General features: G+C 60.4%; 19 protein-coding genes. 6 read left to right on the top strand and 13 right to left on the bottom strand.

Annotated elements, in window-relative coordinates; all coding sequences use genetic code 11:
- Together NQF87_RS08160 and pnuC are read left to right on the top strand one after the other, a co-directional pair.
- The gene (locus tag NQF87_RS08160) at positions 1-1,128 is read left to right on the top strand and encodes a phosphotransferase enzyme family protein (protein ID WP_266127916.1); all 1,128 of its coding nucleotides are present in this window, start codon (positions 1-3) and stop codon (positions 1,126-1,128) included.
- 4 nt (positions 1,129-1,132) lie between these two features.
- Positions 1,133-1,705, top strand: a complete 573-nt coding sequence (gene pnuC / locus NQF87_RS08155; RefSeq protein ID WP_266127915.1) for a nicotinamide riboside transporter PnuC — start codon at positions 1,133-1,135, stop codon at positions 1,703-1,705.
- Positions 1,706-1,738: 33 nt separating this feature from the next.
- Here pnuC and NQF87_RS08150 read toward each other — a convergent pair whose 3' ends face one another.
- Genes NQF87_RS08150 through NQF87_RS08135 form a run of 4 tightly spaced genes read right to left on the bottom strand, consistent with a single transcriptional unit; the run spans position 1,739 to position 7,922 of the window.
- Positions 1,739-2,092, bottom strand: a complete 354-nt coding sequence (locus NQF87_RS08150) for a hypothetical protein (protein WP_266127914.1) — start codon at positions 2,090-2,092, stop codon at positions 1,739-1,741.
- A 41-nt stretch (positions 2,093-2,133) separates the two neighbouring features.
- The gene (locus NQF87_RS08145) at positions 2,134-3,600 is read right to left on the bottom strand and encodes an efflux transporter outer membrane subunit (RefSeq protein ID WP_407652031.1); all 1,467 of its coding nucleotides are present in this window, start codon (positions 3,598-3,600) and stop codon (positions 2,134-2,136) included.
- A gap of 2 nt (positions 3,601-3,602) precedes the next feature.
- Positions 3,603-6,746: an efflux RND transporter permease subunit gene (locus tag NQF87_RS08140; RefSeq protein ID WP_266127912.1), complete on the bottom strand. Its 3,144-nt coding sequence runs from the start codon at positions 6,744-6,746 to the stop codon at positions 3,603-3,605.
- 6 nt (positions 6,747-6,752) lie between these two features.
- Entirely contained in the window at positions 6,753-7,922 is a 1,170-nt protein-coding gene (locus NQF87_RS08135) for an efflux RND transporter periplasmic adaptor subunit (protein WP_266127945.1), read from the bottom strand.
- Between the two features lie 304 nt (positions 7,923-8,226).
- Between NQF87_RS08135 and NQF87_RS08130 the strand changes: the two genes are divergently transcribed.
- Together NQF87_RS08130 and NQF87_RS08125 are read left to right on the top strand one after the other, a co-directional pair.
- A complete protein-coding gene (locus NQF87_RS08130) occupies positions 8,227-8,856 on the top strand; it encodes a TetR/AcrR family transcriptional regulator (RefSeq protein ID WP_266127911.1) in 630 nt (209 codons plus the stop codon).
- 165 nt (positions 8,857-9,021) lie between these two features.
- Positions 9,022-10,440, top strand: coding sequence for an amino acid permease (locus NQF87_RS08125; RefSeq protein ID WP_266127910.1), 1,419 nt, complete (start codon positions 9,022-9,024; stop codon positions 10,438-10,440).
- A 79-nt stretch (positions 10,441-10,519) separates the two neighbouring features.
- Here NQF87_RS08125 and phoU read toward each other — a convergent pair whose 3' ends face one another.
- The 4 genes from phoU to pstC all read right to left on the bottom strand — a co-directional run bounded on the left by phoU (position 10,520) and on the right by pstC (position 13,935).
- Positions 10,520-11,242 carry a phosphate signaling complex protein PhoU gene (gene phoU, locus NQF87_RS08120; RefSeq protein ID WP_266127909.1) on the bottom strand — a complete coding sequence of 241 codons (723 nt, stop codon included), beginning with the start codon at positions 11,240-11,242 and terminating at the stop codon, positions 10,520-10,522.
- Positions 11,243-11,261: 19 nt separating this feature from the next.
- Complete coding sequence (pstB, locus tag NQF87_RS08115; protein ID WP_407652030.1) at positions 11,262-12,053, bottom strand: phosphate ABC transporter ATP-binding protein PstB; 792 nt, start codon at positions 12,051-12,053, stop codon at positions 11,262-11,264.
- Positions 12,054-12,088: 35 nt separating this feature from the next.
- A complete protein-coding gene (gene pstA, locus NQF87_RS08110) occupies positions 12,089-12,907 on the bottom strand; it encodes a phosphate ABC transporter permease PstA (protein ID WP_266127944.1) in 819 nt (272 codons plus the stop codon).
- Between the two features lie 83 nt (positions 12,908-12,990).
- The gene (gene pstC, locus NQF87_RS08105; protein WP_266127907.1) at positions 12,991-13,935 is read right to left on the bottom strand and encodes a phosphate ABC transporter permease subunit PstC; all 945 of its coding nucleotides are present in this window, start codon (positions 13,933-13,935) and stop codon (positions 12,991-12,993) included.
- Positions 13,936-14,193: 258 nt separating this feature from the next.
- Between pstC and NQF87_RS08100 the strand changes: the two genes are divergently transcribed.
- Both NQF87_RS08100 and dps read left to right on the top strand, forming a co-directional pair.
- Positions 14,194-16,698 (top strand): glycosyltransferase family 2 protein, encoded by a 2,505-nt coding sequence (locus NQF87_RS08100; protein WP_266127906.1) that lies wholly within the window; start codon positions 14,194-14,196, stop codon positions 16,696-16,698.
- A gap of 92 nt (positions 16,699-16,790) precedes the next feature.
- Entirely contained in the window at positions 16,791-17,297 is a 507-nt protein-coding gene (dps, locus tag NQF87_RS08095) for a DNA starvation/stationary phase protection protein Dps (RefSeq protein ID WP_407652029.1), read from the top strand.
- 138 nt (positions 17,298-17,435) lie between these two features.
- Here dps and NQF87_RS08090 read toward each other — a convergent pair whose 3' ends face one another.
- The 5 genes from NQF87_RS08090 to NQF87_RS08070 all read right to left on the bottom strand — a co-directional run bounded on the left by NQF87_RS08090 (position 17,436) and on the right by NQF87_RS08070 (position 25,043).
- Positions 17,436-17,969: a hypothetical protein gene (locus tag NQF87_RS08090; RefSeq protein ID WP_266127904.1), complete on the bottom strand. Its 534-nt coding sequence runs from the start codon at positions 17,967-17,969 to the stop codon at positions 17,436-17,438.
- A gap of 2 nt (positions 17,970-17,971) precedes the next feature.
- Positions 17,972-19,207 (bottom strand): glycosyltransferase, encoded by a 1,236-nt coding sequence (locus NQF87_RS08085; protein WP_266127903.1) that lies wholly within the window; start codon positions 19,205-19,207, stop codon positions 17,972-17,974.
- Positions 19,208-19,228: 21 nt separating this feature from the next.
- Positions 19,229-20,146, bottom strand: a complete 918-nt coding sequence (locus NQF87_RS08080; protein ID WP_266127902.1) for a hypothetical protein — start codon at positions 20,144-20,146, stop codon at positions 19,229-19,231.
- An 80-nt stretch (positions 20,147-20,226) separates the two neighbouring features.
- The gene (locus NQF87_RS08075; RefSeq protein WP_266127901.1) at positions 20,227-23,247 is read right to left on the bottom strand and encodes a glycosyltransferase; all 3,021 of its coding nucleotides are present in this window, start codon (positions 23,245-23,247) and stop codon (positions 20,227-20,229) included.
- Positions 23,244-25,043, bottom strand: coding sequence for a tetratricopeptide repeat protein (locus NQF87_RS08070; protein WP_266127900.1), 1,800 nt, complete (start codon positions 25,041-25,043; stop codon positions 23,244-23,246). The genes NQF87_RS08075 and NQF87_RS08070 overlap by 4 nt, the downstream gene beginning before the upstream one ends.
- Positions 25,044-25,050 lie beyond the last annotated feature (7 nt).

Genomic DNA, 25,050 nt, shown 5'->3' with positions numbered 1-25,050 from the left:
ATGTCGGCACGTCCCCTTGGTCTGGAGAGCGGTTACAATGGCTGTGTCTGGCCTCCCCTGACAGAGAATGACATAGCCGCTCTGCTGCCCCGCTGGGGTGTCCGCCCTGCCGCCCGTGATCCCATCCTCTGGCACAGCCGCCGTCCCTTCTCCGCCTCCGCCATCGTGGCACTGGAGGATGGCGGGCGGCTGTTCCTCAAACGGCATGGACGTGCCCTGCGCTCTGCTGAGACACTGACAGAAGAACATCTGTTTGCCCGCCGTCTGGCCGGGCAGGGCCTGCCCGTCTCCGCTCCCCTGCCCATGCAGGATGGCCGGACGGCTCTGGCCACATCTGACCACACATATGAGGCCTTTCCCCTCTACATGGAGGAAGACGCCTACCGGGGACTGGACTCATGGCGGCCCTATCACAGCACGGCACAGGCAGCCTCCAGCGGCACGCTTCTGGCTCGGCTGCATCAAGCCAGTGAAAGCTACCGGGCACCACCACGCCACAATCCCCCGCTCATCTCTGCACGCCATCCCCTGCTGCATGAGAATCTGGAAGAGGGCCTGATCCCCTGGGCCTCAGCACAGGAAGGACTGACGGAGGCTTATCCGCTCACTGCCCTGCGCCGGGATGTTCTGCCCCTGCTGGCTCCTTTCCACGAGGCCCTTCACCCCCTGCTCCCGGATGACCACCCGCTCTGGGGGCACGGGGACTGGCATGGAGCCAACCTGCTCTGGCACAGGGAAGGACAGGACATCACGGCGGGTCGTGCCTTCGATTTCGGCATGTGTGACCTGACCAGTGCCGCCTTTGATCTCGCTGTCGCCATAGAGCGCAGCTTCATCAGCTGGCTGGACCCGGAAGGCGCACCCGCCGTGCATGAAGAGCAGCTTCTGACCTTCCTGCACGCCTATGATGCCCGGCGTCCCCGCACTTTCATTGAAAAACAGCTCACCGCCTGCTGGCTGCCACTCTGTCATGTCACCTTTGCCCTCTCGGAAGTCGCCTATTACAGCCACATCCTCGGCAGCAGGGAGGCGGCGGACATCTCCTGGCAGGATTATCTCATCGGCCATGCCCGATGGTTCCACACGGGGCGGGGACAGGCCCTGCTGACCCTGCTGAAAGGGACCTGACCTCATGGAACTGATCGCTGCCCTGTTCAGTGCCTCCGGTGTCTGGCTGACGGCACAACGCCGCATGATCGGCTGGCCCATCTCCCTGCTGGCAACGCTCTTTTATGGCACGGTGTTCTTTCAGGCCCATCTCTATGCGGACACGGTGCTGCAGGGAGTGTTCAGCATCGCCATCCTCTATGGCTGGGCCTTGTGGGCACGGGAGAAACGGGCCGGACTGCATCTGCCCGAGTCCCTGCCCACCCTTCCGGCAGACGAACTCCCGGCCCGCCCCCTGGCTGCCGGTCGGGCCATGCTGGAAGCGGGCTTCTTCCTGATTCTTTCGGTCTTCTGGGTTCTGGCCCTCAGGAGGTGGAGTGATGACCCCACGCCCCTGCTGGATGGCGGCCTGAGCGGAGCCAGCCTGCTCGCCCAGCTCTGGACGGCACGCCGCTACCGGGTGAGCTGGCTGCTCTGGTCGGCCATTGACGTGATCTATACGGGCCTGTTCATCAACAGGTCGCTCACCATCACGGCCCTGCTCTATGCCGGCTATACCGGCCTTGGCCTCTATGGCTACTGGAAATGGAAACGCTGAATCCCCGGACCGGAGACCGGGTCAGCCCGGTCCTCACTGATCCATCCGGTCCATTTCTTCCTGAGTCAGACGCTGGATACGGACAGGCCTGCCACTGGCATCATAATAGACGATAGCTCCCCCACGGCGTTCACCGTAGCCATCCGGCTGACCGCTCTTCTTGCGAAAGAGAAGACGATCATGCTCGGGCTGCACGGTCACCTCATCTCCCCGGGGCACGAAATGGAACATGCTGTAATCAGCATGCATCCGGGGCAGGCTGGAAGCGGGCATGGGCTTCCTGACGATGGTGTCAACATCGTCAGCCCGCGCTGGAGCCAGTCCGGCCACGCCCGTCAGCATCATGCCAGCTCCTGCCAGCAGACCGGCCTGTTTCACAAAACGCATATGCTCTCTCCTCCAGACCACACATGCAGGAGCCGGGGACGTCAGTTGGTCCCTCTGCTCTTGCGGCTCCATCCACCACCCAGCGCACGGTACAGGGTCACCATGTTCTGGAACCGTGCCGCCTCGACCATGATACGGGTCTGCTGGGCCTGATAGAGCTGACGCTCCTGCACCAGTGTGGTCAGATAACTGTCAATGCCAGCATGATAGCGCATCCGGGCGAGATCGTAAGCCCGCTGGGCCTGCGTCTCCAGCACGATCATATGACTGTCCTGCCGACGGTAGGTTTCCCGGGCCGTCAGCGCATCAGACACCTCCCGGAAAGCGGACTGGACAGCCTTCTGGTATTCCGCAACGCTCTGTTTCAGCTTTGCCTTGGCGGTGCGCAGGTTCCCCTGATTGACACCCCATGTCAGCAGCGGAATGCTGATATTGGGCGACACGCCCCACGTTTCGGCCAGATGGCTGAACAGGCGACGGAACTGGAGAGAGCTGGTCCCTTCATTCGCTGTCAGCGTCACACGGGGATAGAAGGCTGCCCGGGCCGCACCGACGGACGCATTCGCCCCCAGCAGGTGATGTTCCGCCTCCATGATGTCCGGCCGCTGCTGAAGCAGGTCAGATGGCAGACCAGCGGGAAGATCGGCAATCATCGTCTGCCGCCCCATGGGAAGAGGCGGTGGCAGGGTGGCAGGCAGAGGGGCACCGACGAGCAGCTGCAGCGCATGTTCATCATCCGCTACCGCCCGGGTTTCCTTCTCCTCATCCGACCGGGCCTGCTCAAGCTCGGTCGCACTCTGGGCCAGTGTCAGGGCATCAAGCTCGTCATGGTCATATTCCAGTTTGTTGAGACGCCATGTATCCGCCCTCGTGCGGGCTGTGCGCTGGGCAAGGTCCAGCAGACGCCGGTCCGCCAGCCACTGGATGTAGGTACTTGCCACCTGCGACACGGTCGTGATCCACAGATTCCGCAGGTTTTCCGCCGTACCGAGCGTCTGTTCCTTCTGGGCCTGGCTCATGTTGCGGATGCGGCCCCAGAGATCGATCTCATAGGACGAAAACCCGATGGATGTCTGATAGAAACGCAGGGTGGAAACGGATTCACCTGCCCCCGGTGCGAAGGAGAACCCCGCCGTATCGGAAGGCCCCGCATACTGCGCCCCGGCCCCTACCGAGATGGTCGGGAACAGGGCCGCATTCTGCACCTGATACTGCCCACGTTCGGCAGCCACGGCGGCCATCTGGGCGGCAAGGTCCCGGTTATTGGCAAGGGAGAGGCCTATCAGGGCCTTCAGCCGCGGGTCCGTGAAAAAATCTTCCCAGCCCAGGTCAGAAACCTGCTGATGGGCCGGCTGGCCCGGTCTGATCTCCGCATCTGCCGGGTACGTCTTCGAGACGGCCGGGTCAGGCCGCTGATATTTCGGGGCCAGATTGCAGGAGGACAGCAGCAGGCTGCCAAGCCCCATCAGCCCCGCAAGAACTGCCCTGTTCCTGCCATGCAGTTTCATGTTCATGCGTGGTCTCCTTCCTGCGCTGCCTCATGCTGTTCCGAAAGCCGTTTGACCCTGAAGAGACGCAGCACGACCACGAAGAACAGCGGCACAAAATAGACAGCCAGCACGGTGGCGGTGATCATGCCGCCCACCACGCAGGTCCCGATGGCCACACGGGAGGCAGCACCCGCACCCGTGGCAATCGCCAGCGGAAACACGCCGCAGACGAAGGCGATGGAGGTCATCAGGATGGGGCGCAGACGCTCCCGCCCGGCCTTCAGCACGGCATCTTCCAGCGTGTCGCCGTGATCGTAGAAGAATTTGGCAAATTCCACGATCAGGATGGCATTCTTCACGGCCAGACCGACCGTTGTCAGCAGCCCGACCTGGAAATACACGTCATTGCTCAGCCCACGCCAGAGGGTTGAACCGATGGCCCCCAGCACGCCCAGCGGCAGCACGAGCAGCACGGCGAACGGAATGGCCCAGCTCTCATAAAGGGCCGCCAGACAGAGCAGGATCACGATGACAGCCAGCGCATAGAGCGGCCCTGTGGCATTGCCGGAAGCAAGCTGCTCGAAGGTCAGGCCCGTCCATTCATGCCCGACACCCGGCGGCAAAGTTTTGATGATCTTCTCGATCTCCTCCACCGCACGGCCGGAGCTGACACCCACGGCAGGCACACCCTGAATCTCATAAGAATTCAGACCGTTATAGTTTTCCACCTTCTGCGGGCCGACAATCCAGTGACCGCTGGCAAAGGCATTGAACGGCACCATGTCCCCCACATTGTTACGGACATACCAGCGGTTCAGGTCCTCCGGTGTCATGCGGGAGAACGGTTCACCCTGAATATAGACCTGCTTCACACGGTCATTCCGGGTGAACTGGTTGACGTAGATCGACCCGAACGCCCCCTGAATGGTCGTATTGAGGTCCGCATTGCTGATGCCCTGTGCATTGGCCTTCTCACGGTTGAGGTCCAGCACGAACTGGGGAGCATCCTCCAGCCCCATCGGACGCACGGCAGACAGAAGCGGATTTTTTGAAGCCGCAGCCAGAAGCTTGTTTCGGGCGGCAAGGAAGGCCTGATGGCCGATATGGCCGTTATCTTCCAGCTCCAGATCAAAGCCGGTGGCATTGCCAAGTTCCATCACCGCAGGCGGATTCAAGGCATAGATCTGCGCTGCCGGATCACCCCGGAAATGCTTCATGATCTTGTTGGCAATGGCCATGCTGGAATGTTCATAGCCCGGCCGCTCATCCCACGGCCTGAGACGGATGAAGAACGCACCGGCATTCTGGCCCTGACCGGCAAAGCTGAAGCCGTTCATGGTGAAGACGGATTCGACATCCCTGCCATAGGTCTTCAGCACGTAGTCCGTGACCCGACGGTTGACGGCCCCTGTCTGTGCATCCGTGGCCCCGGCCGGCATGCTGATCTGCCCGAAAATGAGGGCCTGGTCCTCATCCGGCAGGAAGCCTGTCGGTACCTTCATGAACAGGAATCCAACCAGAACCGTGAGACCGGCAAAAATGACCATCGCCAGCACCCGCAGGCGCAGCATGTGGCGTACCCCGCCAATATAACGGTTCGTCAGCCGCTCGAACTGCCGGTTGAACCAGACGGCCGGACGGAAATGGACCTCATTCTGGATCGGCTTGAGCATGGTGGCACAGAGAGCCGGTGTCATGACCATGGCCACCAGAACGGACAGCCACATGGCCGCCACCACCGTGATGGAGAACTGACGGTAGATTACCCCCGTGGACCCGCCGAAAGCCGCCATCGGCAGAAAGACCGCACTGAGGACCAGCACGATACCCACCAGCGCACCGGAAATCTCATCCATGGATTCACGGGCGGCCTCCCGTGGTGAGAGCTTCTTTTCACTCATCACACGTTCGACATTTTCCACTACCACGATGGCGTCATCCACCAGAAGCCCCACGGCCAGCACCATCGCCAGCATGGTCAGCGTGTTGATGCTGTATCCCATCACCGACAGGATGCCGAACGTCCCCAGCAGCACCACAGGTACGGCGATGGTCGGGATCAGCGTGGCCCGGAAATTCTGGAGGAAAACGAGCATCACGACGAAGACCAGAACGATGGCCTCAAGCAGCGTCTCGATCACCTCCTCGATGGAGTGGGTGATGAAAGGTTCCGTATCCAGCGGATAGACGACCTTCAGCCCCTTGGGGAAGAACTGGGACAGCTGGGCGATCTTGGCCCGGACAGCCGCTTCCGTCACCATCTGGTTGGCACCCGGGGCCAGCTTCAGGGCCATGGCCGTGGCGGGCTGGTTGTTATAGCGGGAGGTAAAATTGTAGCTCTGCGCCCCAAGTTCCACATGCCCGATATCCCGCATCCGCACCTGGCTGCCATCCTGCTGGACCTTCAGCAGCATGTTGCTGAACTGTTCCGGCTCCGTCAGGCGGACAGGCCCGATGATGTTCGCATCAAACCCGATCCCCTTGCGGGCAGGCAGGCCACCCAGCTCACCGGACGCCACCTGGATGTTCTGGCTCTGAACGGCACTCTGCACGTCCCCCACGGTCAGGCCATATTTGTACAGCTTGTCCGGGTCCATCCAGATACGCATGGCATATTCGGACCCGAAGAGCGTGTGGTCACCCACACCGGAAATACGGGAGAGCGGGTCCATAACGTTGGACGCCACATAGTCCGAAATATCCTTCCCGTTCATGCTGCCATCCGTGGAGATGAACCCGATGACGAGCATGAAGTTCTTGGCCGCCTTGGTGACGCTCAGCCCCTGGCTCACCACCTCCGGTGGCAGGCGTGGCTGGGCAAGCTGAAGCTTGTTCTGCACCTGCACCTGGGCAATGTCGGGGTTCGTCCCCTGCTCGAAGGTCAGGTCAATTTCCATATGGCCACTGCCATAGGACTGGGCCGACAGATATTCCAGATGATCCAGCCCGGACATCTGCTGGAGGATCGGCCGTACCACCGTATTGTTGACCGTATCCGCCGAGGCCCCGGGGTCATCCACGGCAACGGCGATCTGCGGCGGCGCAATGGTCGGATACTGGGCGATGGGCATGCGGGTGATGGACACGCCCCCCACCAGCATGATGATCAGCCCGACCACCCAGGCAAAGATGGGGCGGTCAATGAAAAAACGTGAAAGTGACATGTAGCGTTACTCCAGCCCCATCTCGGCCAGATTGGCCTCATAGGGCTTGACCGCCACCTCCGGCCTGACCTTCTGCAGCCCCTGCACGATCACCCGCTCCCCGGCATTCACGCCCTTGGTGGCGAGCCAGCTGGACCCCACAGTCTGGCCCAGCGAGACCATGCGCATATGGACATGGTTCTGCCCATCAACCACCATGACATAAGGGTCACCCTTGGGTGTCCGCTGCACGCCCACCTGCGGAAGCAACAGTGCCTTCGGGTCACTGCCTTCCTTGATGTGCGCATGGACGAACATGCCCGGCAGAAGCAGCTTGTCCGGGTTGGGCATGACACCACGCATCACCAGCGTCCCCGTGGCGGGGTCAACCGTGACTTCGGAGAGTTTCAGCTGGCCTGTCTGGTTATAGGTGGACCCATCGGGCAATTCCAGCGTCACAGCAGCTTCATTGCCTTTCCGCTCCAGCTGACCAGATGCCAGTTCACGACGCAGACGGATCATGTCCTCGGCTGCCAGATTGACGTCCACATAGATCGGGTCCAGCCGTGTGACCACGGCGATGGGCGTGCTCTGATTGGCCGTGACCAGCGTGCCCGCCGTGTAGAGTGTCCTGCCGATACGGCCATCAATCGGTGACCGGACATGGGTATAGTTGAGATTGACCTCGGCTGTTTCCACCGCGGCCCTGGCCTGCACAACCTCGGCATCCGCCTGCCGGGATGTCGCCAGGGCGTTATCATAATCCTGACGGCTGATCGCTCTCGGCCCGACCAGCTCCTTATACCGCTTCAGCTGGGCACGGGCACGGATGGCACTGGCCTCCGCCTCCATCAGCCGGCCACGGGCCTGATCATAGGCGGCCTGGAATGGGGCAATGTAAATCTGGTAGAGGGGCTGCCCTGCCTGAACATCCTTCCCTTCCTCAAAGGTACGGGACACCAGAACACCACTGACCTGCGGGCGTATCTGGGCCTGCTCATACGCATCCGTCCGCCCCGGAAGAGATGTTTCCAGCGGGACGCTCTGCGTGTGCAGGGTCACGACAGCTACGGACTGCAGCGGCAGTGCCGGTGGGGCTTTTTTCTGACACCCCGCCAGAACACCAAGGCCCAGCAGGGCCGTACTGCCATAAAGGACCGTTTGGGACAGACATGTAGCCAGTTTCGGACGGAACATGGGCATAGACGGGCAGGCTCTCTAAGGATATGGACACGGACTGACAGGACTACAGGCAAACGGTCTTGCCTGCATCATGTCTCACCACGAAAAAACCGGGTGGGTGCGGAAACTACCCAGTTTCCACCCATGAGGTCAATCCCATTCTGGGCCGACCCAGAAAAACCGTACCCTGAGACCCCGGTTTCATCATCCAAAAAAACCGTACTCTGAGGCTCCGGTTTCATCATGGGGCTTGACAAACCCATGCCAGCATCAGGCACAAACCAGCATCTATTGTCCATCTTGCAAGGAGTTTGGTGCCGTGCAGCCCCATGATGATACGGACCGCCGTAAAACCATCCTCCAAGTTGCTTGCCTGCTGTTGCAGAAACAGGGCTACCACCACACCACAATGGACCACATTGCCCACCATGCGGGCATGTCAAAAAAAACGCTCTATCTTTTTTTCCCGTCCAAACGGAACCTGCTGGAGCAGCTTCTCCTGGCGGAGCTGTTCATCCCGCTAACCCCTACCCCCATTCCGGAAACCGGGCTAGAAGAGCAGCTCCGGAGTCTAGTCTTCCAGATGACAGAAATTCTACTCTGCGAAAAGAGGCTTAGCCTAATGCGGACCATCATCGGCGAGACCAACCGCTCCCCCTCCATCCAGCAGCTCATGACCGAACTCTTCCATATCTCCGGCAACAAGACAAAAATACAGGACTGGCTTGATAAACAAAAACGGGCCGGAAAGCTCCAGTTTCATGATGCAGCTGATGCGGCGGACCATCTTTTCGGCCTGACTGTCGGGGGGCCGATGCTGTCCCTTCTGGCCCACTGTGGTCCTGCACGGGACCAGCAAAGCCTTCACTGCTATCTGAATGAAGGACTCCGCATTTTCCTGCATGGCTGCGCACCATCATCATCGGGCCAGCAACCAGTAACCAGATGATAATGAAGCATTAAAAACAGCTTTCCCGGTACGGCGCATTGGCAAAGCGTCTGCTGTTAGTTATAGAATCTATTCGTAAAACACATGGCAGACCAGACGGAAACGAAAAGGTATCCCCCCTGCCCGGGCTGCGACCCTCCAGACTGATCATTGCAGGATTATCGCATGACTACATCCCCTCCCGACCAGCACAGCCCCAGACGCGCCAACACCCCCGATGAAGGTTACCAGAAGGACCTGAGCCGGCGGCATGTACAGATGATCGCCATTGGCGGGGCCATCGGTACCGGGCTGTTCCTGGGGGCAGGGTCCCGTCTCCAGATTGCCGGTCCCTCCCTTGCGATCACCTATGCCATCTGCGGTCTCTGCGCCTTCATGATCCTGCGGGCAATGGGCGAACTCGTGATGTACCGCCCCAGCAGCGGCAGCTTCGTCACCTACGCCCGGGAATTTCTGGGGGAAGGAGCCGCCTATGCTGCCGGGTGGTTCTTCTTCCTCAACTGGGCCATGACCGGTATCGTGGACATCACGGCCATTGCACTCTACGTCCATTACTGGCCCGTATTCGGGCATATCCCCCAGTGGCTGATCGCTCTTGGTGCGCTGCTTGTGGTGGGAGCCGTCAACCTGACCGGCGTCCGCTATTTTGGTGAGATCGAGTTCTGGTTCTCGCTGGTGAAGGTCCTCACGCTGGTCATCTTCCTTGGCGTAGGGGGCTATATCCTGCTGAGCGGGACACATGTCGGCAATTACACACCGGGCATCCACCTCATCACCGAGTCTGGTGGCATCTTCCCGCACGGGATGGTCGCATCTCTCATGCTGATCCAAGGTGTCGTTTTCGCCTATGCCGCCACGGAACTCATCGGTATTGCCGCCGGTGAATGTGAACAGCCCCGCAAGGTCGTGCCCAGTGCCGTCAACAGCGTGATCTGGCGCATCGTGGTCTTCTATGTCGGCTCCGTGGCCCTGCTGGTCTGCCTCATGCCGTGGTCCGCCTATCATGCCGGGGAAAGCCCGTTCGTCACCTTCTTCCACAAGCTCGGTGTTCCGGCTGCTGACAGCATCATGAACTTCGTCGTGCTGACAGCCGCCCTGTCCAGCCTCAATTCCGGCCTGTATTCCACGGGGCGCATCCTGCGTGCCCTGGCTCTCGGCGGGTCCGGGCCACAGGCCATGAGCAGGCTGAACCGCAATGCCGTCCCCTATGTCGGAATTGGCGTGACGCTCTTCATCTATCTGGTCGGCGTGCTGATGAACTATCTGTACCCGACACAGATTTTTGAAATCGTGCTGAGCATTTCTTCTCTGGGCATTCTGGGCACATGGGCCACCATCCTGCTCTGCCAGCTGCGCCTGCATAAGGCCATCAGGATGGGCCGGATCGCCACCACCGGCTTCTCCATGCCGGGCGCACCCTATACGGGATGGCTGACACTGGCCTTCCTGCTGATGGTGCTGGTCATGATGGCGTTTGACTATCCTTCCGGCACCATCACCATTGGGTCCATCCCCGTGCTGGCCCTGATTTTCTACGGGGGCTGGGTGCTTCTCAAACGCAGGAATGGCGGTTCCGAATCCTGACAGGCAACGGAATCACCCACAGAAAAACCCCGGCGGGACAACCTGCCGGGGTTTTTTGATAATCCAATGAGGAAGCGGCTCAGCCTGCATCTTCCTCCAGCCCCACCCGTGTCGGGCTGCCACCACGAGGGCGGGTCGTGGGCAGATTCTCGCCCGTCACGGCGTAATAGACACGCTCGGCAACATTGGTGGCGTGGTCGCCAATACGTTCCAGATTCTTGGCGATGAAGAGCAGCTCCGTGCAGGCCCGGATGTTCCGGGCATCCTCGATCATGTAGGTGACCAGCTCACGGAAAACCGTCACATAATGCTCATCCACACCACGGTCGGCGTGCCAGACTTCCATGGCCTGATGGGCGTCATGCTCAATGAGGGCATCCACCGTCCGGCCCAGATTCTCCCGCACCAGACGCCCCATGCTCCGCAGGCCGGACAAGGAAATATGACCGTCCCCTGACGCCGCCTTGATCGCCTTGCGGGCAATGGACGCAGCATAATCGCCAATGCGCTCCAGATCACCCGTGATCTTCAGGGCGGCGACAATCTCCCGAAGGTCAGCCCCCATCGGGCTGCGCAGAGCCAGAAGACGGATGACCAGCCCTTCCACCTCCCGCTCCAGCTCATCCACTTCCGGGTCCAGCCGCATGGCCTCCTCGGCCGCCGACTCATCGTGGTCGGCAATGGCCCTGAGGGCCAGCCCGACCTGTTCCTCCACGATGCGGCCAATCTTCACCATCATCGCCCGGAGCTGTTCCAGCTCCTGCTCATAGCTCGAAACGATATGAGAACGCTCGTGTGGCATGGTCTCTTTCCCTTCCCGCTTATCCGAACCGGCCGGTAATATAATCCTGCGTCTGCTTCTCACGGGGGTTGGTGAAGATACGGTCAGCCGTATCCACTTCCACCAGCCTGCCAAGATAGAAGAAAGCGACACGGTCAGCACAGCGTGCCGCCTGCTGCATGTTATGCGTCACGATCGCAATGGTGAACTCTTCTTTCAACTCATCCAGCAGCTCCTCAATCCGGGCCGTGGAAATCGGGTCCAGCGCAGAGGTCGGCTCATCCAGCAGAAGGACCTCAGGCCGGGTCGCAATGCTGCGGGCAATGCAGAGACGCTGCTGCTGCCCACCGGAAAGACCGGTCGCCGGGGCGTTCAGCCTGTCCCGCACTTCGTTCCAGAGGGCGACACGGGTCAGCACGTCCTGGACACGCTCATCCATTTCCGTCCGGCCCAGCTTCTCATGCAGACGCACCCCGAAGGCGATGTTGTCATAAATGGACATGGGGAAAGGGGTCGGCTTCTGGAACACCATCCCGATGCGGGAGCGCAGCATGTCCAGATTGATGGAATCATCAAGGATGTTGCGGCCGTCAAACATCACCTCGCCCGTAGCCCGCTGGCCGGGATACAGGGCATAAATCTTGTTGAAGACACGCAGCAGGGTGGACTTGCCACACCCGCTGGGGCCGATCATGGCCGTCACGCACCGGGCGGGAAAATCCAGTGAAATGCCATGCAGGGCATGGTGGCTGCCGTAATGGAAGTTCAGGTCCCGTACTGCAAGGGCCACATCCTGTGCAGGTGCCTTACCTGACAGCTCGGCAGACGACATTGAAGCAGGAGTCATGAAAATCTCTTCCCTTGATTTCAGTGACGGGATGAAAGCCGCACGGTGATGTTGATGAGCAGCACACCAAACGTCACCAGCAGAGCACCCGTCCAGGCCAGCTGCACCCAGTCCTCATAGGAGGCACCAGCATACTGGTAGATGGCAATGGGCAGGCTGGCCATGGGGCGGGTCATGTCCGTGGACATGGTCTGATTCCCCAGTGACGTGAAAAGCAGCGGGGCCGTCTCACCACCCATGCGGGCCAGAGCCAGCAGGATGCCGGTCGTCACCCCCTTGCGGGCAGACCGCAGGCAGAGGAACAGGATGACCCGCCAGCGGGCCGCCCCCAAGGCCGCACCAGCCTCCCGCATCGCTGTCGGCACCAGACAGAGCATGTCCTCCGTTGTCCGCACGATGAGCGGCAGGGCCAGAACGGCCAGAGCCACCGCACCGGAAAAGCCGGAAAAATGCCCGAACGGCACGACAAGCAGCTGATAGATGAACAGGCCGATCAGGATGGAAGGAGCCGACATCAGCATGTCCGCCACGAAACGCACGACACTGGCAAAATGATTGCCCTTGCGCCCGTACTCGGACAGGTAGATTCCACACATCAGCCCGACAGGAGCCGCCATCAGCAGGGCAAGGCCCGTCTGGAGAAGACTGCCCACGATGGCATTGGCCAGCCCGCCACCGGAACCGGGAGGCCCCATCCTGTGCGTCACCGTCGCCCATGAAAGACCGGCCAGACCACGGCTCAGCAATGTCCAGAGGATGGAGACCAGTACCAGCAGCAGGACACTCCCTGCCGCAATGCTGACACCCGTCGCCACATAATCCAGCATCTGCCGCCGCATGGCCTTGCGGCCCGGACGCCACCGCCCGGAATCAGAACCGGTCCTGCCTGCCCCGCTGGAAGATGCCGGAGTTACAGATGCCGTCATTGGCGTTTCCCTCTGAGACAGCGTGCCAGCACCAGACTGACACAGGAAAGAAGCATGAGGATGAAACCAAGTGCCATGAGAGAGGAAAGGCGTATGGACCCTTCCGGGCTTTCCGGAAACTGGAGGGCAATCAGTGAGGCCACGGTACTGCGTGGCGCAAACAGGGACCAGCCCACGGTCGTCACGTTGCCGATGATGAAGGTCACGGCCATGGTCTCACCCAGCGCACGCCCCATGCCCAGCACGATGGCCCCGATCATGCCATTGCGGGACCACGGCACAACGATCTTGCGCATCATCTCCCAGCGTGTCGCCCCCAGCCCGTAAGCACTTTCCCGCAGCATGGGCGGCACGGCACCGAAAACATCCACCATGACGGCCGTGATGAAGGGAGCCACCATGACGGCCAGCACGATGCCGGATGTCACCAGCCCCGTCCCCACCGGCGGGCCGGACACAATCGGCCCCAGCCCCGGCACATGGCGGAAATGATGGTTCAGGAAGGGCTGCACGTCACGAGCGATGAAAGGCACGATGGTCTGGAAGCCCCACATGCCGAATATGATGGACGGCACGGCTGCCAGAAGCTGGATGGTCGTCCCGACAATGGACGAAAACCGTCCTGAGGCAATGTAGGTCAGCCAGAAGGCCGTACCGAAGGCCATGGGCACGGCGATCAGCATGGCAATGAGCGTACTGACAAGCGTCCCCAGAAGGGGAGCCAGCACCCCGTACACATCTCTGACCGGATTCCATGATGCTTTCGTGAAAAAGGAAAGACCAAATCTGGCGAAAGCCTGCCATCCGCCTGTCGCCATCAGCAGGATCAGCCCGCCCAGCATAGCCAGCACCAGCAGCGAGCATATCAGCAGCAGCCCATGAAAAACGGTGTCAAACCCCGCTTTACGGTGTGATGAACGCAGTACGGGCGTCATGCGCATATGTCCGAAGCCTTGGCCGTTTCAACTTCAGGGGCATCACCCTATCGTGCAGGCTGCCTCCGCCTCCGTGCATTACCGTTCCTGTCCGCAAAGGACAACCGTCCGCCAAAGCGATTACATCACTTTAGGGTCGGAACTGCCCGATTTTTTCCATCATCTCCACATCTGCAGTAGAAAACGCCGTGCGCTTGTCCCGGCTTTATTTCATAATTATGAAAGTAGCATTCCTATTCAGGTCATACCGTTCAGGAGGGGTCAGTGCCCGCACATCAGTTCCGGGGCCATGTCGAGGCAGTGGACAGCCAGACCGGCATCATCAGCGGCTGGGCCATCGACCTGCACGAGCCGGGAAAGCCCGCCCTGCTCCATGTCCTGATGGATGGTCAGGAAATCATGCAGGTTCTCTGTGACCTGCCACGGAAGGACATCCGCAGGATTCTGCTGACACCCGGTGACAGGCTCGGCTTCCGGTTTGCACTTCCCGCAGAGGCCCATGACGGGCTGCCGCATGACTTTTCCATCCGCTTTGACGACCGCCGTGCCCTGCCCTTCCCGGATGAAAAGGCGGACGGGGACGGGCAGGAGGTCATCAGCCTCACCCTTTCCCCACATACCCGCTACATGAGCTACATAGACGGGCTGGAGGAAGGCCGTCTCCGGGGCTGGATTGTCTCCCGCACCCCGGCCAGTGAGACCTGGTCCGGCAGTGTCATCGTGGGCATCAGGATTGACGGCGTCACCATCGGGACCGTCCGGGCTGACCGGTACCGGAGCGACGTTTTCGAGGCCCTGCACTGCGACCCCGACTGCGGCTTCGAGTTCGCCATCCCGCAGCGTTTCCATGACGGCTTTCCGCACGAAATCACTGCCGTGAGCCTCCCTGACGGCACACCGCTCTCCGGCAGCCCGCTGAAAACATCGCTGGCCGATGACCAGCTGACGGCCAGACTGGTGCAGATCGAAAGCAACATCGCCCAGCTGCACCAGCAGCTGACCGCCCTGCGGAACAGTGCCCGCTCCCTGATTCCCCGTCAGCCGCTCGACCTGCGCCATTATGACCAGTGGGCACAAGATTATTACCGACTTCTGCATGAACAGGCGGCCCTCCAGCGGGAAGCCAATCCCCTGACGGAAACGCCCCTTGTCTCCGTCCTCTGCCCGACCTACCGGCCTGACGAGAAAGACTTCCGCACGGCCCTCGATTCCGTCCTGAACCAGACCTATGAAAACTGGGAACTCATCATCATTGATGATGGCAGCCGGTGCCGGCGGACAAAAGCCGTCATCGACGACTATGTCCGGAAAGACAAGCGCATCCGTGCCTTCGCCCTGAAGAAGAATCAGGGCATTGCCGGAGCCACCAATGAAGCCATCGGAAAGGCCAGAGGCGACTACATCACCTTTTTCGACCATGATGACGTGCTGGTGGACATCGCCCTTGAACGCATGGTCCGGGCTGCCCTGAAGACGGGTGCCAGGCTGCTCTACTGCGATGAAGACAAGGTGGACACGACGGGCCGTTTCATCGAACCCAATTTCAAGCCGGATTACGATTACCGCTACCTTCTGGGCTGCAATTACATCTGCCACCTCACCTTCATGGAGGCTGCGACGGTCCGCAGGGTCGGCCCTCTGGAAGACCGCTATAACGGGGCACAGGACCATGATTTCCTCCTGCGGGCCACGGAAATCATCCCCCGTGAAGACATCCATCACGTGCCGGAAGTGCTGTATCACTGGCGCAAGACACCTAATTCCACAGCCAGCAGCATCAGCAGCAAGGACTATGCCATCCGGGCCGCCACGGACTGCATCACGGAACATCTGAAACGGCGCAGGCTGAAAGCCAGTGTCTCCGCCGTGGAGCGTCTGAGCGTCTATGCCCTGGACTGGTCCTTCCGCCGCCAGCCTTCCGTCAGCATCATCATTCCTTTCCGGGACCAGCTGGAGATGACACGAAGCTGTGTCGACGTCCTGCTGGCCTCCCAGACATACCGCAAGTTCAGCATCATTCTCGTGGACAATTTTTCCGTCCAGCAGGACACGCTGGCCTGGCTGGACAGCATCCGGAAACACAGGCAGGTCAGCGTCCTGCGTGTGGAAGAACCTTTCAACTATGCCCGGCTCAACAATCTGGCGGCCAGACAGAGTGAGAGTGACCTGCTACTTTTCCTCAATAATGACGTCATTGTCACGCAGCCGGACTTCATCGGAAAAATGGTGAAAGAAACACAGGCCTCACCCGAGGTCGGAGCTGTGGGGGCACGGCTTCTCTACCCCAACAACACCATCCAGCATGCCGGTGTGGCGGTAGGGCCTGAGATCATTGGTATTCATGTCCACAAGCTAAGATCTGCGACCTTCATGGGCTATATCGGGCGGCTACGCCTCACCCATGAGGTGACGGCCGTCACGGGGGCGGCCATGATGGTCCCCCGTTCCGTCTTCAGTGACCTTGGCGGCTTTGATGAAGTCGGGCTGGCCATAGCCTATAATGACGTCGATCTGTGCCTGAAAATCCGCAGCTCCGGCCGCAGGGTCATCTTCTGTGCCGAAGCCGAGGCCATCCATCATGAAAGCCATTCCCGTGGGAGTGATGACCGCCCGGAACATGAGGCCCGCTTCTTCCATGAAAAACAGGTCATGATGGAACGCTGGAAAGACAATCCGCTCTTTAAAAATGATCCGGCATACCCACATTATTTCAGACAGGACCTGCGGACCTTCTTTGACCTCCGCAACCCCGAGGATTTATGGTCCTGAAGGGTGAGGAAACACGGTAGAGTCCCGTCCGGTTTTCTGAACTTTCCTTCCCCTCTCCCCGGAGGGGAAAGAAAACCTGAAGGAATGACATGATGAGCAAGATCAATCATTATCACACGAGCAACAACACGCCGGACAACACGAAGGCTGTCTCCATCGAGACACTGAATGCCCGTCTGGCTGACCTGATCGACCTGGCTCTGGTGACCAAGCAGGCTCACTGGAACCTCAAAGGCGTCAACTTCATCGGTGTCCATGAGATGCTGGATGGCTTCCGTGGTGGGCTGGATGGCTTCGTTGACACGGCTGCCGAACGTGCCGTCCAGCTGGGTGGTGTCGCTCTCGGTACGGTGCAGAACGTGCAGAAGCACACGAACTGCGCCCCCTACCCGACAGACATCTACACCGTGATTGACCATGTGAAGGCTCTAGCCGAGCGTTATGCCGTGGTGGCCAACAAAATCCGTGAAGCCATCAAGGTGACGGCTGAAGCTGGCGATGAAGACACATCCGACATCTTCACCGAGATTTCCCGTGGTCTGGACAAGAACCTCTGGTTCCTTGAGGCCCACCTTCAGGCTGAAGCTGGCCCGCGCTGAGCGTGCATGAGGGGGACGTCAGTCCCCTTCTGAAAGAAAAGGGCGTATCCCTCCACGGGGTGCGCCCTTTTTTCATGCTTCGCTTAACAAGGCAGAGGCAGACAGGCCTGCCTCCAGAGTCCCGACCCTCTGCTCCCGTCAGAGAGACAGGGCCAGATGGAGCTTTGCAAAATAGAAGGGGTCTTCCTTCAGGACATCCTTCACCAGCCGCCCGTCAGCCAGCACGTCATTCCCGGCCACATCATCGGCAGACATGTAATCAGCCCGCCAGTCCTCGACTTTCACATCCGCCGGGAAAGAAGGGAAAACGGGGTCAGGCTGTTCAGGCTGTTCAGGCTGTTCAGGCTGTTCAGGCTCGACATGAGGGGGCGGCCCGATTTCATCAAGCCTCAGACTGTTCATGATGGCCTGAAGATCATCTTCCAGAAGACGCCCCGGAACGCCACCCCGCTCACGCTGCGCAATCCATTCACCCGTCAGGTCCCGCAGAGCCGTCCTGTCCGCCATGTCACCATCAGGCCCGGCCCTCATGGCCCGCCAGCTGCGCTGCGCTGCATCCGCAAGCTGGGCACAGTCCTCCTCCAGCAGTCTCTGCGGTGCAGAGGAAGACGATTTCTTGACGATCCAGCCCGCCACAAGCTGCTGCAAGGCGGCTCTATCCATCTCTGGCATGTTCATAGCACCTCCCGACCTGTCATCCTGCATATCAACGCCTCATACTGGGCGAGATACTGTTTCATATCCAGTAACTTTTCTGCACGCCGCCGCACATTATGGCCCAGCCGCTCGGCAAGGCTGCGGCTCTCCAGCAGGCGCAGCACGGCCTCCCCAATGGCCTCCGGCCTGAGAAACGGAACCATGAGGGCCGTGTCCTCATGAGTGAGATATTCCTGCACCGGTGCCGTGTCACTGGCCACGAGCGGGCAGCCAACCGCCATCGCCTCCCGCAGCGACCATGAAAGAACAAAAGGATAGGTCAGATAGACATGGGCATCCGACCGTTGCAGCACCCGGACCATCTGGTCCCGTTCCAGCCAGCCGACAAAATGGATGCGGGACAGATCAAGCTTCCCCTTCAGCTCCTTCAGCATGGTCTGCCGCCAGGTACCGCCTCCCGCAGGCGGAATTCCGTAACTGACATCCTCCTGCCCCATGAGAATGACCTGACAGTCCGGACGTGCCTTCATCAGGGCGGGCAGGGCACGCATGAAGCTATGGAAACCCCGGTATGGCTCCAGATTGCGGGCCGCATAAGTCACCAGCTTCTCATAGGATGCGATGGTCACATCCCCCAGCTGGAACGGCCTCTGCCGTACGGATGGGTCCGGACGGTACTGGACTAGATCAACCCCTTCATCCAGAAGGTTCAGCTTTTCCTGTGCCCAGCCCGGGTATGTATCACGCTGGAAACGGGTTGGCGTCTGCCCAAGGCCAGGGCCTTCCAGAGCCTGAAGATTGACGGCATTCTTGCAGCGAATCAGCAGGCTGGCTTCTTCAGGCATGGGGAATTCCGGGTCAAAACCAATGTCCCGCCCTTCCATCCCATAATAGAACTCGAAATAGCCCAGCAGGGGCACACCGGGGAACACTGAATCCAGATTCAGCAGCTCTCCCCAGCCGTGATGACCGATGATGATATCCGGCTGGAACCCCAGATTCTTCAGGGAGCGTGCCACGAACGCAATGGACTCGGCCCTGTGGATGGCGTGATCGAACTCCCTGACGAAATAATGGGCACCATCTCGCTTCAGCTCCGGAGGCCGGTACAGCACACGGCGGACACCGGGAATGTCATCCCCCTTGCCCGCCGTGATGAAAACGACGTCATGTTCCGGCCTGCGGGCAAGGTGAGCCACCATGTGGGCATACTGCGCCGGGAAACTCTGATGAACAAAAAGAAAACGCACCACTCCCCCCCGGCCAGCCTACGGCTACGCCCCCCTAGTAGATACCCCCCGTTTTTCCCTCCCCTTCATAGATACAACCTCAAGTCGAAAACTCTCCAGCGGAGCCAGACTTTCCGCTTGAAGAACCTCCTCCCTCCCCTCCGGGGAATCAACTTTCGTCCCATCTGTAAAGCTGGCAGACAGCTTTATCCTCCATTTGGAGGAAAGATCACCTCTCAAACGAACCCGCAGCCCCAAAATCGGCAACGACATTCCCCGTGATCCACAAAATTGGCCACCTTCGGCCCACGGCGACAACCAACCACGCCCCAAAACGGCTTGATACTCTATATCCTTGGCTAGGAGACCTCCTTCAGGCCGAATGGAGAAACCTTCGATCCAACGTTTACTGCCAGGCTGCCCCACCCATTCACCAATGGCCCCACCGACATCGCCACGCCGCTGGACATGGACAACGACCTCGCGGACTGCTTCACTACCAACGACACCGGAAACAGACGCTTTGCTCGCCTTCCCAGTCGGCTGCTGTAATTCCGGACTAATCTTTTCGACTTCCTCATCCACGGTCTCCTCCGTAAGAGGCCGATCCACCGGAACACCACCAATGAGACGGATTACCTGAAGACGAGGAGAACTCCCCCCTGCATTATCTTGATAAGTCGTCACCATCACGCCAGCCGGACCACGCCGAACCCGTATCAGAGCCGCACTGTTGGCCGCCCCCATCCAGCCATCCGCCTCAAAAGTCACAACCTCAACGGCATCCTCCGATATTCCCGGTGCTCGGGAAATACGGACACCCGGCAAACCGCTCGGCCCCGCCTCCATCTGACCAGGAGCATGAAATACACAGAAGACACCGGCATCCAGCGTCATCACGTGGGCACCTGCTTTCAGGTCTACGATGGGATGATGGGGCTGTTCTTGGTCTGTGTCTGACATAGTATCTCCGGCGACCGTAATTTGCACAAGGACAGACCCCTTATACATGAAAATACTTAGGATGTCTTCGTATTCGTATATTATTTTTCAATACCCTGCAAAAAAGTCTTAAGCTCTCCACGACACGTCATCGACATGAAAACACCTGCCAGACGATCAGCCGGCAGACCCAGCGGCACAAGCTGCCCCCAGTCCGGCCCTGCCTGCCGGATGCGCTCCGCAGACGCCCCTATGTCGAACCCGACCACGGCCAGCCCTGCCTTCCACAGCCAGCCCAGCGTGTAACACCATGTCTCCGGAGCGATGGACGTGATGAAACCAACATCAGCCTTCACCGCCTGAAGGGCCGGAAGGACAGTCCTGTCATCATATGGCCCCGTCACCTCTATGCCCGCATCAAGGCAGGCATCATCATCATGTGTCCCGCCCATCAGTATCAGACGCAGGGGCAGGGCCTCCTGCTGGATGTATTTCCCCAGTGACAGGAGAACATCATACCCCTTCCACCGGCTGATCCCCCCAAGCACCAGTATCCGCAAGGGCCGTTCCCATGTCGGAGGCCTGTTTCCCCTTGCAGGAGACCCTCCCGCCCTGATCTGCCGGTCATCCTCCAGAGGGTCGATATGAACATTGATGGGGCTGGCGATGTGCCGCATCAGCCGGCGGGCGGCGTCCTCAGATGGAGCCACCACCCGGCGTGCCCGCACCAGCTCCGTCTCCGAACGGGCCAGAAAGTCCGGCAGAGGCAGGGCGTCCCCCGCTGGCACATTGCCGCCACTCAGACAGTCCACGCAGCCCGCCACGGATGGCTCTCCGCAATAACGGCCATGCCTGTCCAGAAGGGCAATGCGGGGGCAGAACCAGACATGATCATGCACATAAACATCATAAGGCACATCCAGCTGATGATGCAGCTCCCGCAGACCGGTCTCATGACCCAGCATGTGATGCCATATGACGAGATGGACGCCCATTTCCCTCAGGAAGGACAGTAAAACGGGCTGCTCTCCGGGCAGGTCAAACACCAGATTGGGCACTGCCAGCCCTTCGATGGGGCTGACGACCCGGCAGCCTGTCTCGATCGGTTCCAGAATGATGGGTAGACATTTTTCCTGCCCCAGACGGGCAGCCTGCTCCCGCACGGCACGGGCCACGCCACCTCCACCCCGGTGCTGGAGCAGGACCACGGCCCCGGTGAAATCCGCCCGATGCTGACGGATCCGCCGCCAGTCCAGCATCCTGCGATGGTCCCGCAACGGATTGACTTTCTTCCATCGCTGAATGGCTTCGTCATAACCGGGATACAGGCGGTTCAGTATCTCCAGATTGCGGAGCAGAAGCGGAGCTGCCTCTGCCCCGAAAGAGCAGTGCCCGTAATGCAGGACATAAACATCCATGCCTACCAGATGCCGGAACCCTGCCTCACTGGCCCGAAGGCAGAACTCGTTTTCTTCCGCATAGCCCTGGGCAAAGAAAGCCCGGTTCAGCGTCCCGACAGCGGCCAGACAGGCCGCCGAGATGCCCATGCAGAACCCGTTGGCCGTAGGCAGGTCAATCTCCTGCAGGGTGGCCTCCGCCTGACTCCGGAACAGCCCGTCCAGAGCCTCCGCTTCCGCCGGGTCTGGAGCGGGATTGTCACGGTTTCTGGCCGGATAGGCCGTCAGCCCGCCAGCATTGGAGAATGGCGTAACCGTGCCCGCCCTTTCACGCCGCAGCCAGTGGCAGAGACGTTCCACCCAGTTGCCGAACACCAGCGTATCACTGTTGAGCAGGATGACATCCCATCCGGCGGGCACATGCTCCAGCCCCGTGTTGATGCTGGCGACAAACCCGCCATTCTGCCTGTGACGATGCAGCTTCACACGGCCCGTTCCGGCCAGACCCTCCAGATAGTCCCGCAGCCCCTTTTCAGGTGAGGCATCATCCACGACAATGATGCGGCTGGAGGCCGGGGCCGTCGCCATGACGCTTTCCAGACAGGCCCGCACCACAGCCTCACCCCGATAGACCGGTATGATGATGGCACAGCCCCTCATAACAGCTGCATCCGGAAGGCCATCCGTCCTTCCCCGTCGGACAGCGGCACGGCAGCCCTGTCTCGTCCAGCCTTTCCGCAGGCTGCCTACCTGTTCCGGCTGCTGCATCAGCCGCACGAGAGCCGGATCAAGCGGTGCTCCCATCAGCAGACGGCCATACTGATCATAAAAACTGGTCGGCTGGTTCGTCAGCCGGGGCCAGTCCACATAAGACAGGTAAAATCCCCTCGGCCGTTGCAACAAAGCCGTACTGCTGAATCCCTCCGCCAGCGTCTCTGCCCGCAAGGGGGCTTCATGCCCTTCCACCCGGAAGGATGGCAGAAAATCAGGCTCGCCGGGATACCACAGCCAGCCCCGGACACCCTGCACCTCCGCCGTGACCAGAGACTGGCATCGTGTCACACTGCCTACGTCGAGAGGACTGCCCAGAAGAGGCTGTCCATCACAGGCTGCTGTCAGCTCCTGTCCCCGCCACCATGGGCCAGCTTCATCAGGTACCAGCACAGCCAGATCATACAGCCCCGCCGTCAGCCGCCCCAGCGGCCTGCCATCCAGAGCCAGCTCCACCTCTCCCGCTACCCGGAGGCGTATCTCCCCACTGTTGGACAGTACCATCCACCCTGGCAGCCCGGCGGGAAAAGACAGGCTGTCTGCCAGAGCATAATGGTCGACGGCCAGACTGTTGCAGGACATGACCTGCCCCATGACACGGACGGCCTCTTCCGTCCTGCCACCACGGAAACAGCCCCCTGCCAGAGCCAGCCCCGCTTCTCTCAGTCCATACCGGGTCCAGAGCGTCTCCAGCCGTGGCAGGGCCTGCTGGACATCACCATTTTCCAGCAGGACCACGGCACAGGTGAAGCTGATATTGTCATCACGGCCTGACAGGGCCTCGGCCCGTTGCAGCCAGAACAGGCCATCATGCCGTCTGCCCTGTCTCAGGCAGGCCACCCCCTGGCTGAAAGCCTTCTGGATAGCCTCCATGTGCCGGATTTTCCAGCGGGCTTCCTCCTGCGGACGATAGAAGCGGCCATATCCCGGAATGAAACTGGCCTGCCGTCTCACGAGACGCTTTCACCCTCCCGGGCTGACATGCCGGAAAGGCTGTCCAGCAGCTCCTGCGCCTGTTCAACATCCTGCTCCGCCGCCTGCTGGAGCCAGTAACGGGCCAGCTCGCCATTCTCAGATCCACCCAGCCCCTTGAGCAGATACCGGCCAAACATCATCTGGGCCAGCCCATGACCACGCTGTGCAGCCTCTTCAAAATAGTCACGCGCCTTCGGAAGGTCGGCAGGTACATCATGGCCCCCGCCATACATGGCTCCGAGCGAAAAATAGGCCTCGGGCAGCCCCTCATCGGCCGCCCTGTGATACAGCTCCAGTGCCCGTACATGATCCTTCACGCCGTCCACCTGACCGGTAATGAGCATTTGCGCCACGCTGACACAGGCCTCCGGCAGCCCCTTGCGGGCAGCCTTGTCCATCCATGCCAGCCCGGCCTGCATGTCCCTGGCGACACCCCGGCCCTCAAACATCATGCGGCCATACCAGTACTGGGCATTCACGACGCCATCCCGTGCCAGACCGAGCCAGTAGAAGGCCTTCGCCTCATCCGGAACACCTCCGACACCCTGTGCCAGACAGACCCCCAGATTGAAGGCCCCCAGCGGGTTCCCGCCTTCAGCCTGCCGCCTGAGACGCTGCTGGAGGCTGCGCTGTTCCTCATCCGGACGGGCCACCCCGGCCAGCACCAGATTGCCAAGGTCCGCATCGGCCAGATGGTCGCCCAGCACGGCCGCATGATTGAACCAGAAGGCCGCCTTGCGCTCGTCCCGTGGCACGCCCGTTCCGGTCAGATACAGGACGGCCAGCGCACGGGCCGCCGGCGTATGATGCTGCTCCGCCGCAAATTCATACCAGCGGGCCGCTTCCATCGGGCGACGGAACAGCTCTTCACCACGGATATACAGGTCACCCAGAAGGGCCGCCGCCTCGGCATCTCCACCGTAGGCCGCCTTGCGCAGCCAGCTTTCAGCCCGTATGGCGTTCGCCTCGTCGACCCCGACCCCTTTCAGAAGCATCAGCCCATAACGGGCCTGGGCGGAAGGAATGTCCTGTTCCGCTGCCTTGAGATAATAGGCGGCAGCCCTGTAGGCATCCCGTGGCTGACCACTGGCCCCGTGCTCATGAATCCAGCCCATGGCCGCACTGGCCAGCCCCAGATTCCCTTCATCAGCCGCACGCTGGAGAAGCTCCACGGCCTGTGCCTTCTGGCTGTCATCCTCGGCATCATCCAGCAGGATGAGACCAAGCCCGAGTGCGCCCTGCATGGAACCACCCCGGACGGATTCCCCATACCAATGACGAGCAGCCTCCCTGTCCTGAATGCCTTCAGGCCCATGATTGAAGATATGCCCCAGCAGGGCCTGGGCCTCGACATTCCCGACAGCGGCACTCTTCTCCGCCCAGAAACGGGCCTGCACGAAGTCGGGCTGGTATCTGTCTACATCCTCGGCCCTGGCATGGTCGTACAGACCCACATCACCCGAGACAGACCGTGACGGGTCAAACCCTTCGGGTACCCCCATGGCAAACAGAGTCGCCAGCGTGAAGCTGGCCTCCGGGATACCCATTTCTGCTGCATGATAGGTCCAACGTGCCCCTTCCTCCAGCGAAGCTGGCGTTCCCTGCCCAGAAAGATAACACTGCCCAATCCTATAAGCAGCCTCTGGCACTCCTGCCTTAGCCAGCTTCGCAAACAGGGAGAAAGCCTGCGAAACTTTCCCAGCCCCCAGCAGCCGCTTAGCACGATTTAACCGATGGGATCGGCGGGAAACAAAAAAGGCTAACCTACGCACCATGACCAGC

The organism is Bombella dulcis, assembly GCF_026385505.1.
Classification (GTDB): Bacteria; Pseudomonadota; Alphaproteobacteria; order Acetobacterales; family Acetobacteraceae; genus Bombella; species Bombella dulcis.
Note: the sequence above shows the minus strand (reverse complement) of the source record. Positions and strands in the feature narration are given on the sequence as shown.

What these genes read in the sequence shown, in the direction of transcription:
- NQF87_RS08135 (WP_266127945.1), bottom strand. Translation starts at nt 7,922, where the DNA reads ATGTTCCGTCCGAAACTGGCTACATGTCTGTCCCAAACGGTCCTTTAT.
- NQF87_RS08070 (WP_266127900.1), bottom strand. Translation starts at nt 25,043, where the DNA reads ATGGTGCGTAGGTTAGCCTTTTTTGTTTCCCGCCGATCCCATCGGTTA.
- pstB (WP_407652030.1), bottom strand. Translation starts at nt 12,053, where the DNA reads ATGTCGTCTGCCGAGCTGTCAGGTAAGGCACCTGCACAGGATGTGGCC.
- NQF87_RS08150 (WP_266127914.1), bottom strand. Translation starts at nt 2,092, where the DNA reads ATGCGTTTTGTGAAACAGGCCGGTCTGCTGGCAGGAGCTGGCATGATG.
- NQF87_RS08125 (WP_266127910.1), top strand. Translation starts at nt 9,022, where the DNA reads ATGACTACATCCCCTCCCGACCAGCACAGCCCCAGACGCGCCAACACC.
- NQF87_RS08160 (WP_266127916.1), top strand. Translation starts at nt 1, where the DNA reads ATGTCGGCACGTCCCCTTGGTCTGGAGAGCGGTTACAATGGCTGTGTC.
- NQF87_RS08145 (WP_407652031.1), bottom strand. Translation starts at nt 3,600, where the DNA reads ATGAAACTGCATGGCAGGAACAGGGCAGTTCTTGCGGGGCTGATGGGG.
- pnuC (WP_266127915.1), top strand. Translation starts at nt 1,133, where the DNA reads ATGGAACTGATCGCTGCCCTGTTCAGTGCCTCCGGTGTCTGGCTGACG.
- pstC (WP_266127907.1), bottom strand. Translation starts at nt 13,935, where the DNA reads ATGCGCATGACGCCCGTACTGCGTTCATCACACCGTAAAGCGGGGTTT.
- NQF87_RS08090 (WP_266127904.1), bottom strand. Translation starts at nt 17,969, where the DNA reads ATGCCAGAGATGGATAGAGCCGCCTTGCAGCAGCTTGTGGCGGGCTGG.
- dps (WP_407652029.1), top strand. Translation starts at nt 16,791, where the DNA reads ATGAGCAAGATCAATCATTATCACACGAGCAACAACACGCCGGACAAC.
- NQF87_RS08140 (WP_266127912.1), bottom strand. Translation starts at nt 6,746, where the DNA reads ATGTCACTTTCACGTTTTTTCATTGACCGCCCCATCTTTGCCTGGGTG.
- pstA (WP_266127944.1), bottom strand. Translation starts at nt 12,907, where the DNA reads ATGCGGCGGCAGATGCTGGATTATGTGGCGACGGGTGTCAGCATTGCG.
- phoU (WP_266127909.1), bottom strand. Translation starts at nt 11,242, where the DNA reads ATGCCACACGAGCGTTCTCATATCGTTTCGAGCTATGAGCAGGAGCTG.
- NQF87_RS08080 (WP_266127902.1), bottom strand. Translation starts at nt 20,146, where the DNA reads ATGTCAGACACAGACCAAGAACAGCCCCATCATCCCATCGTAGACCTG.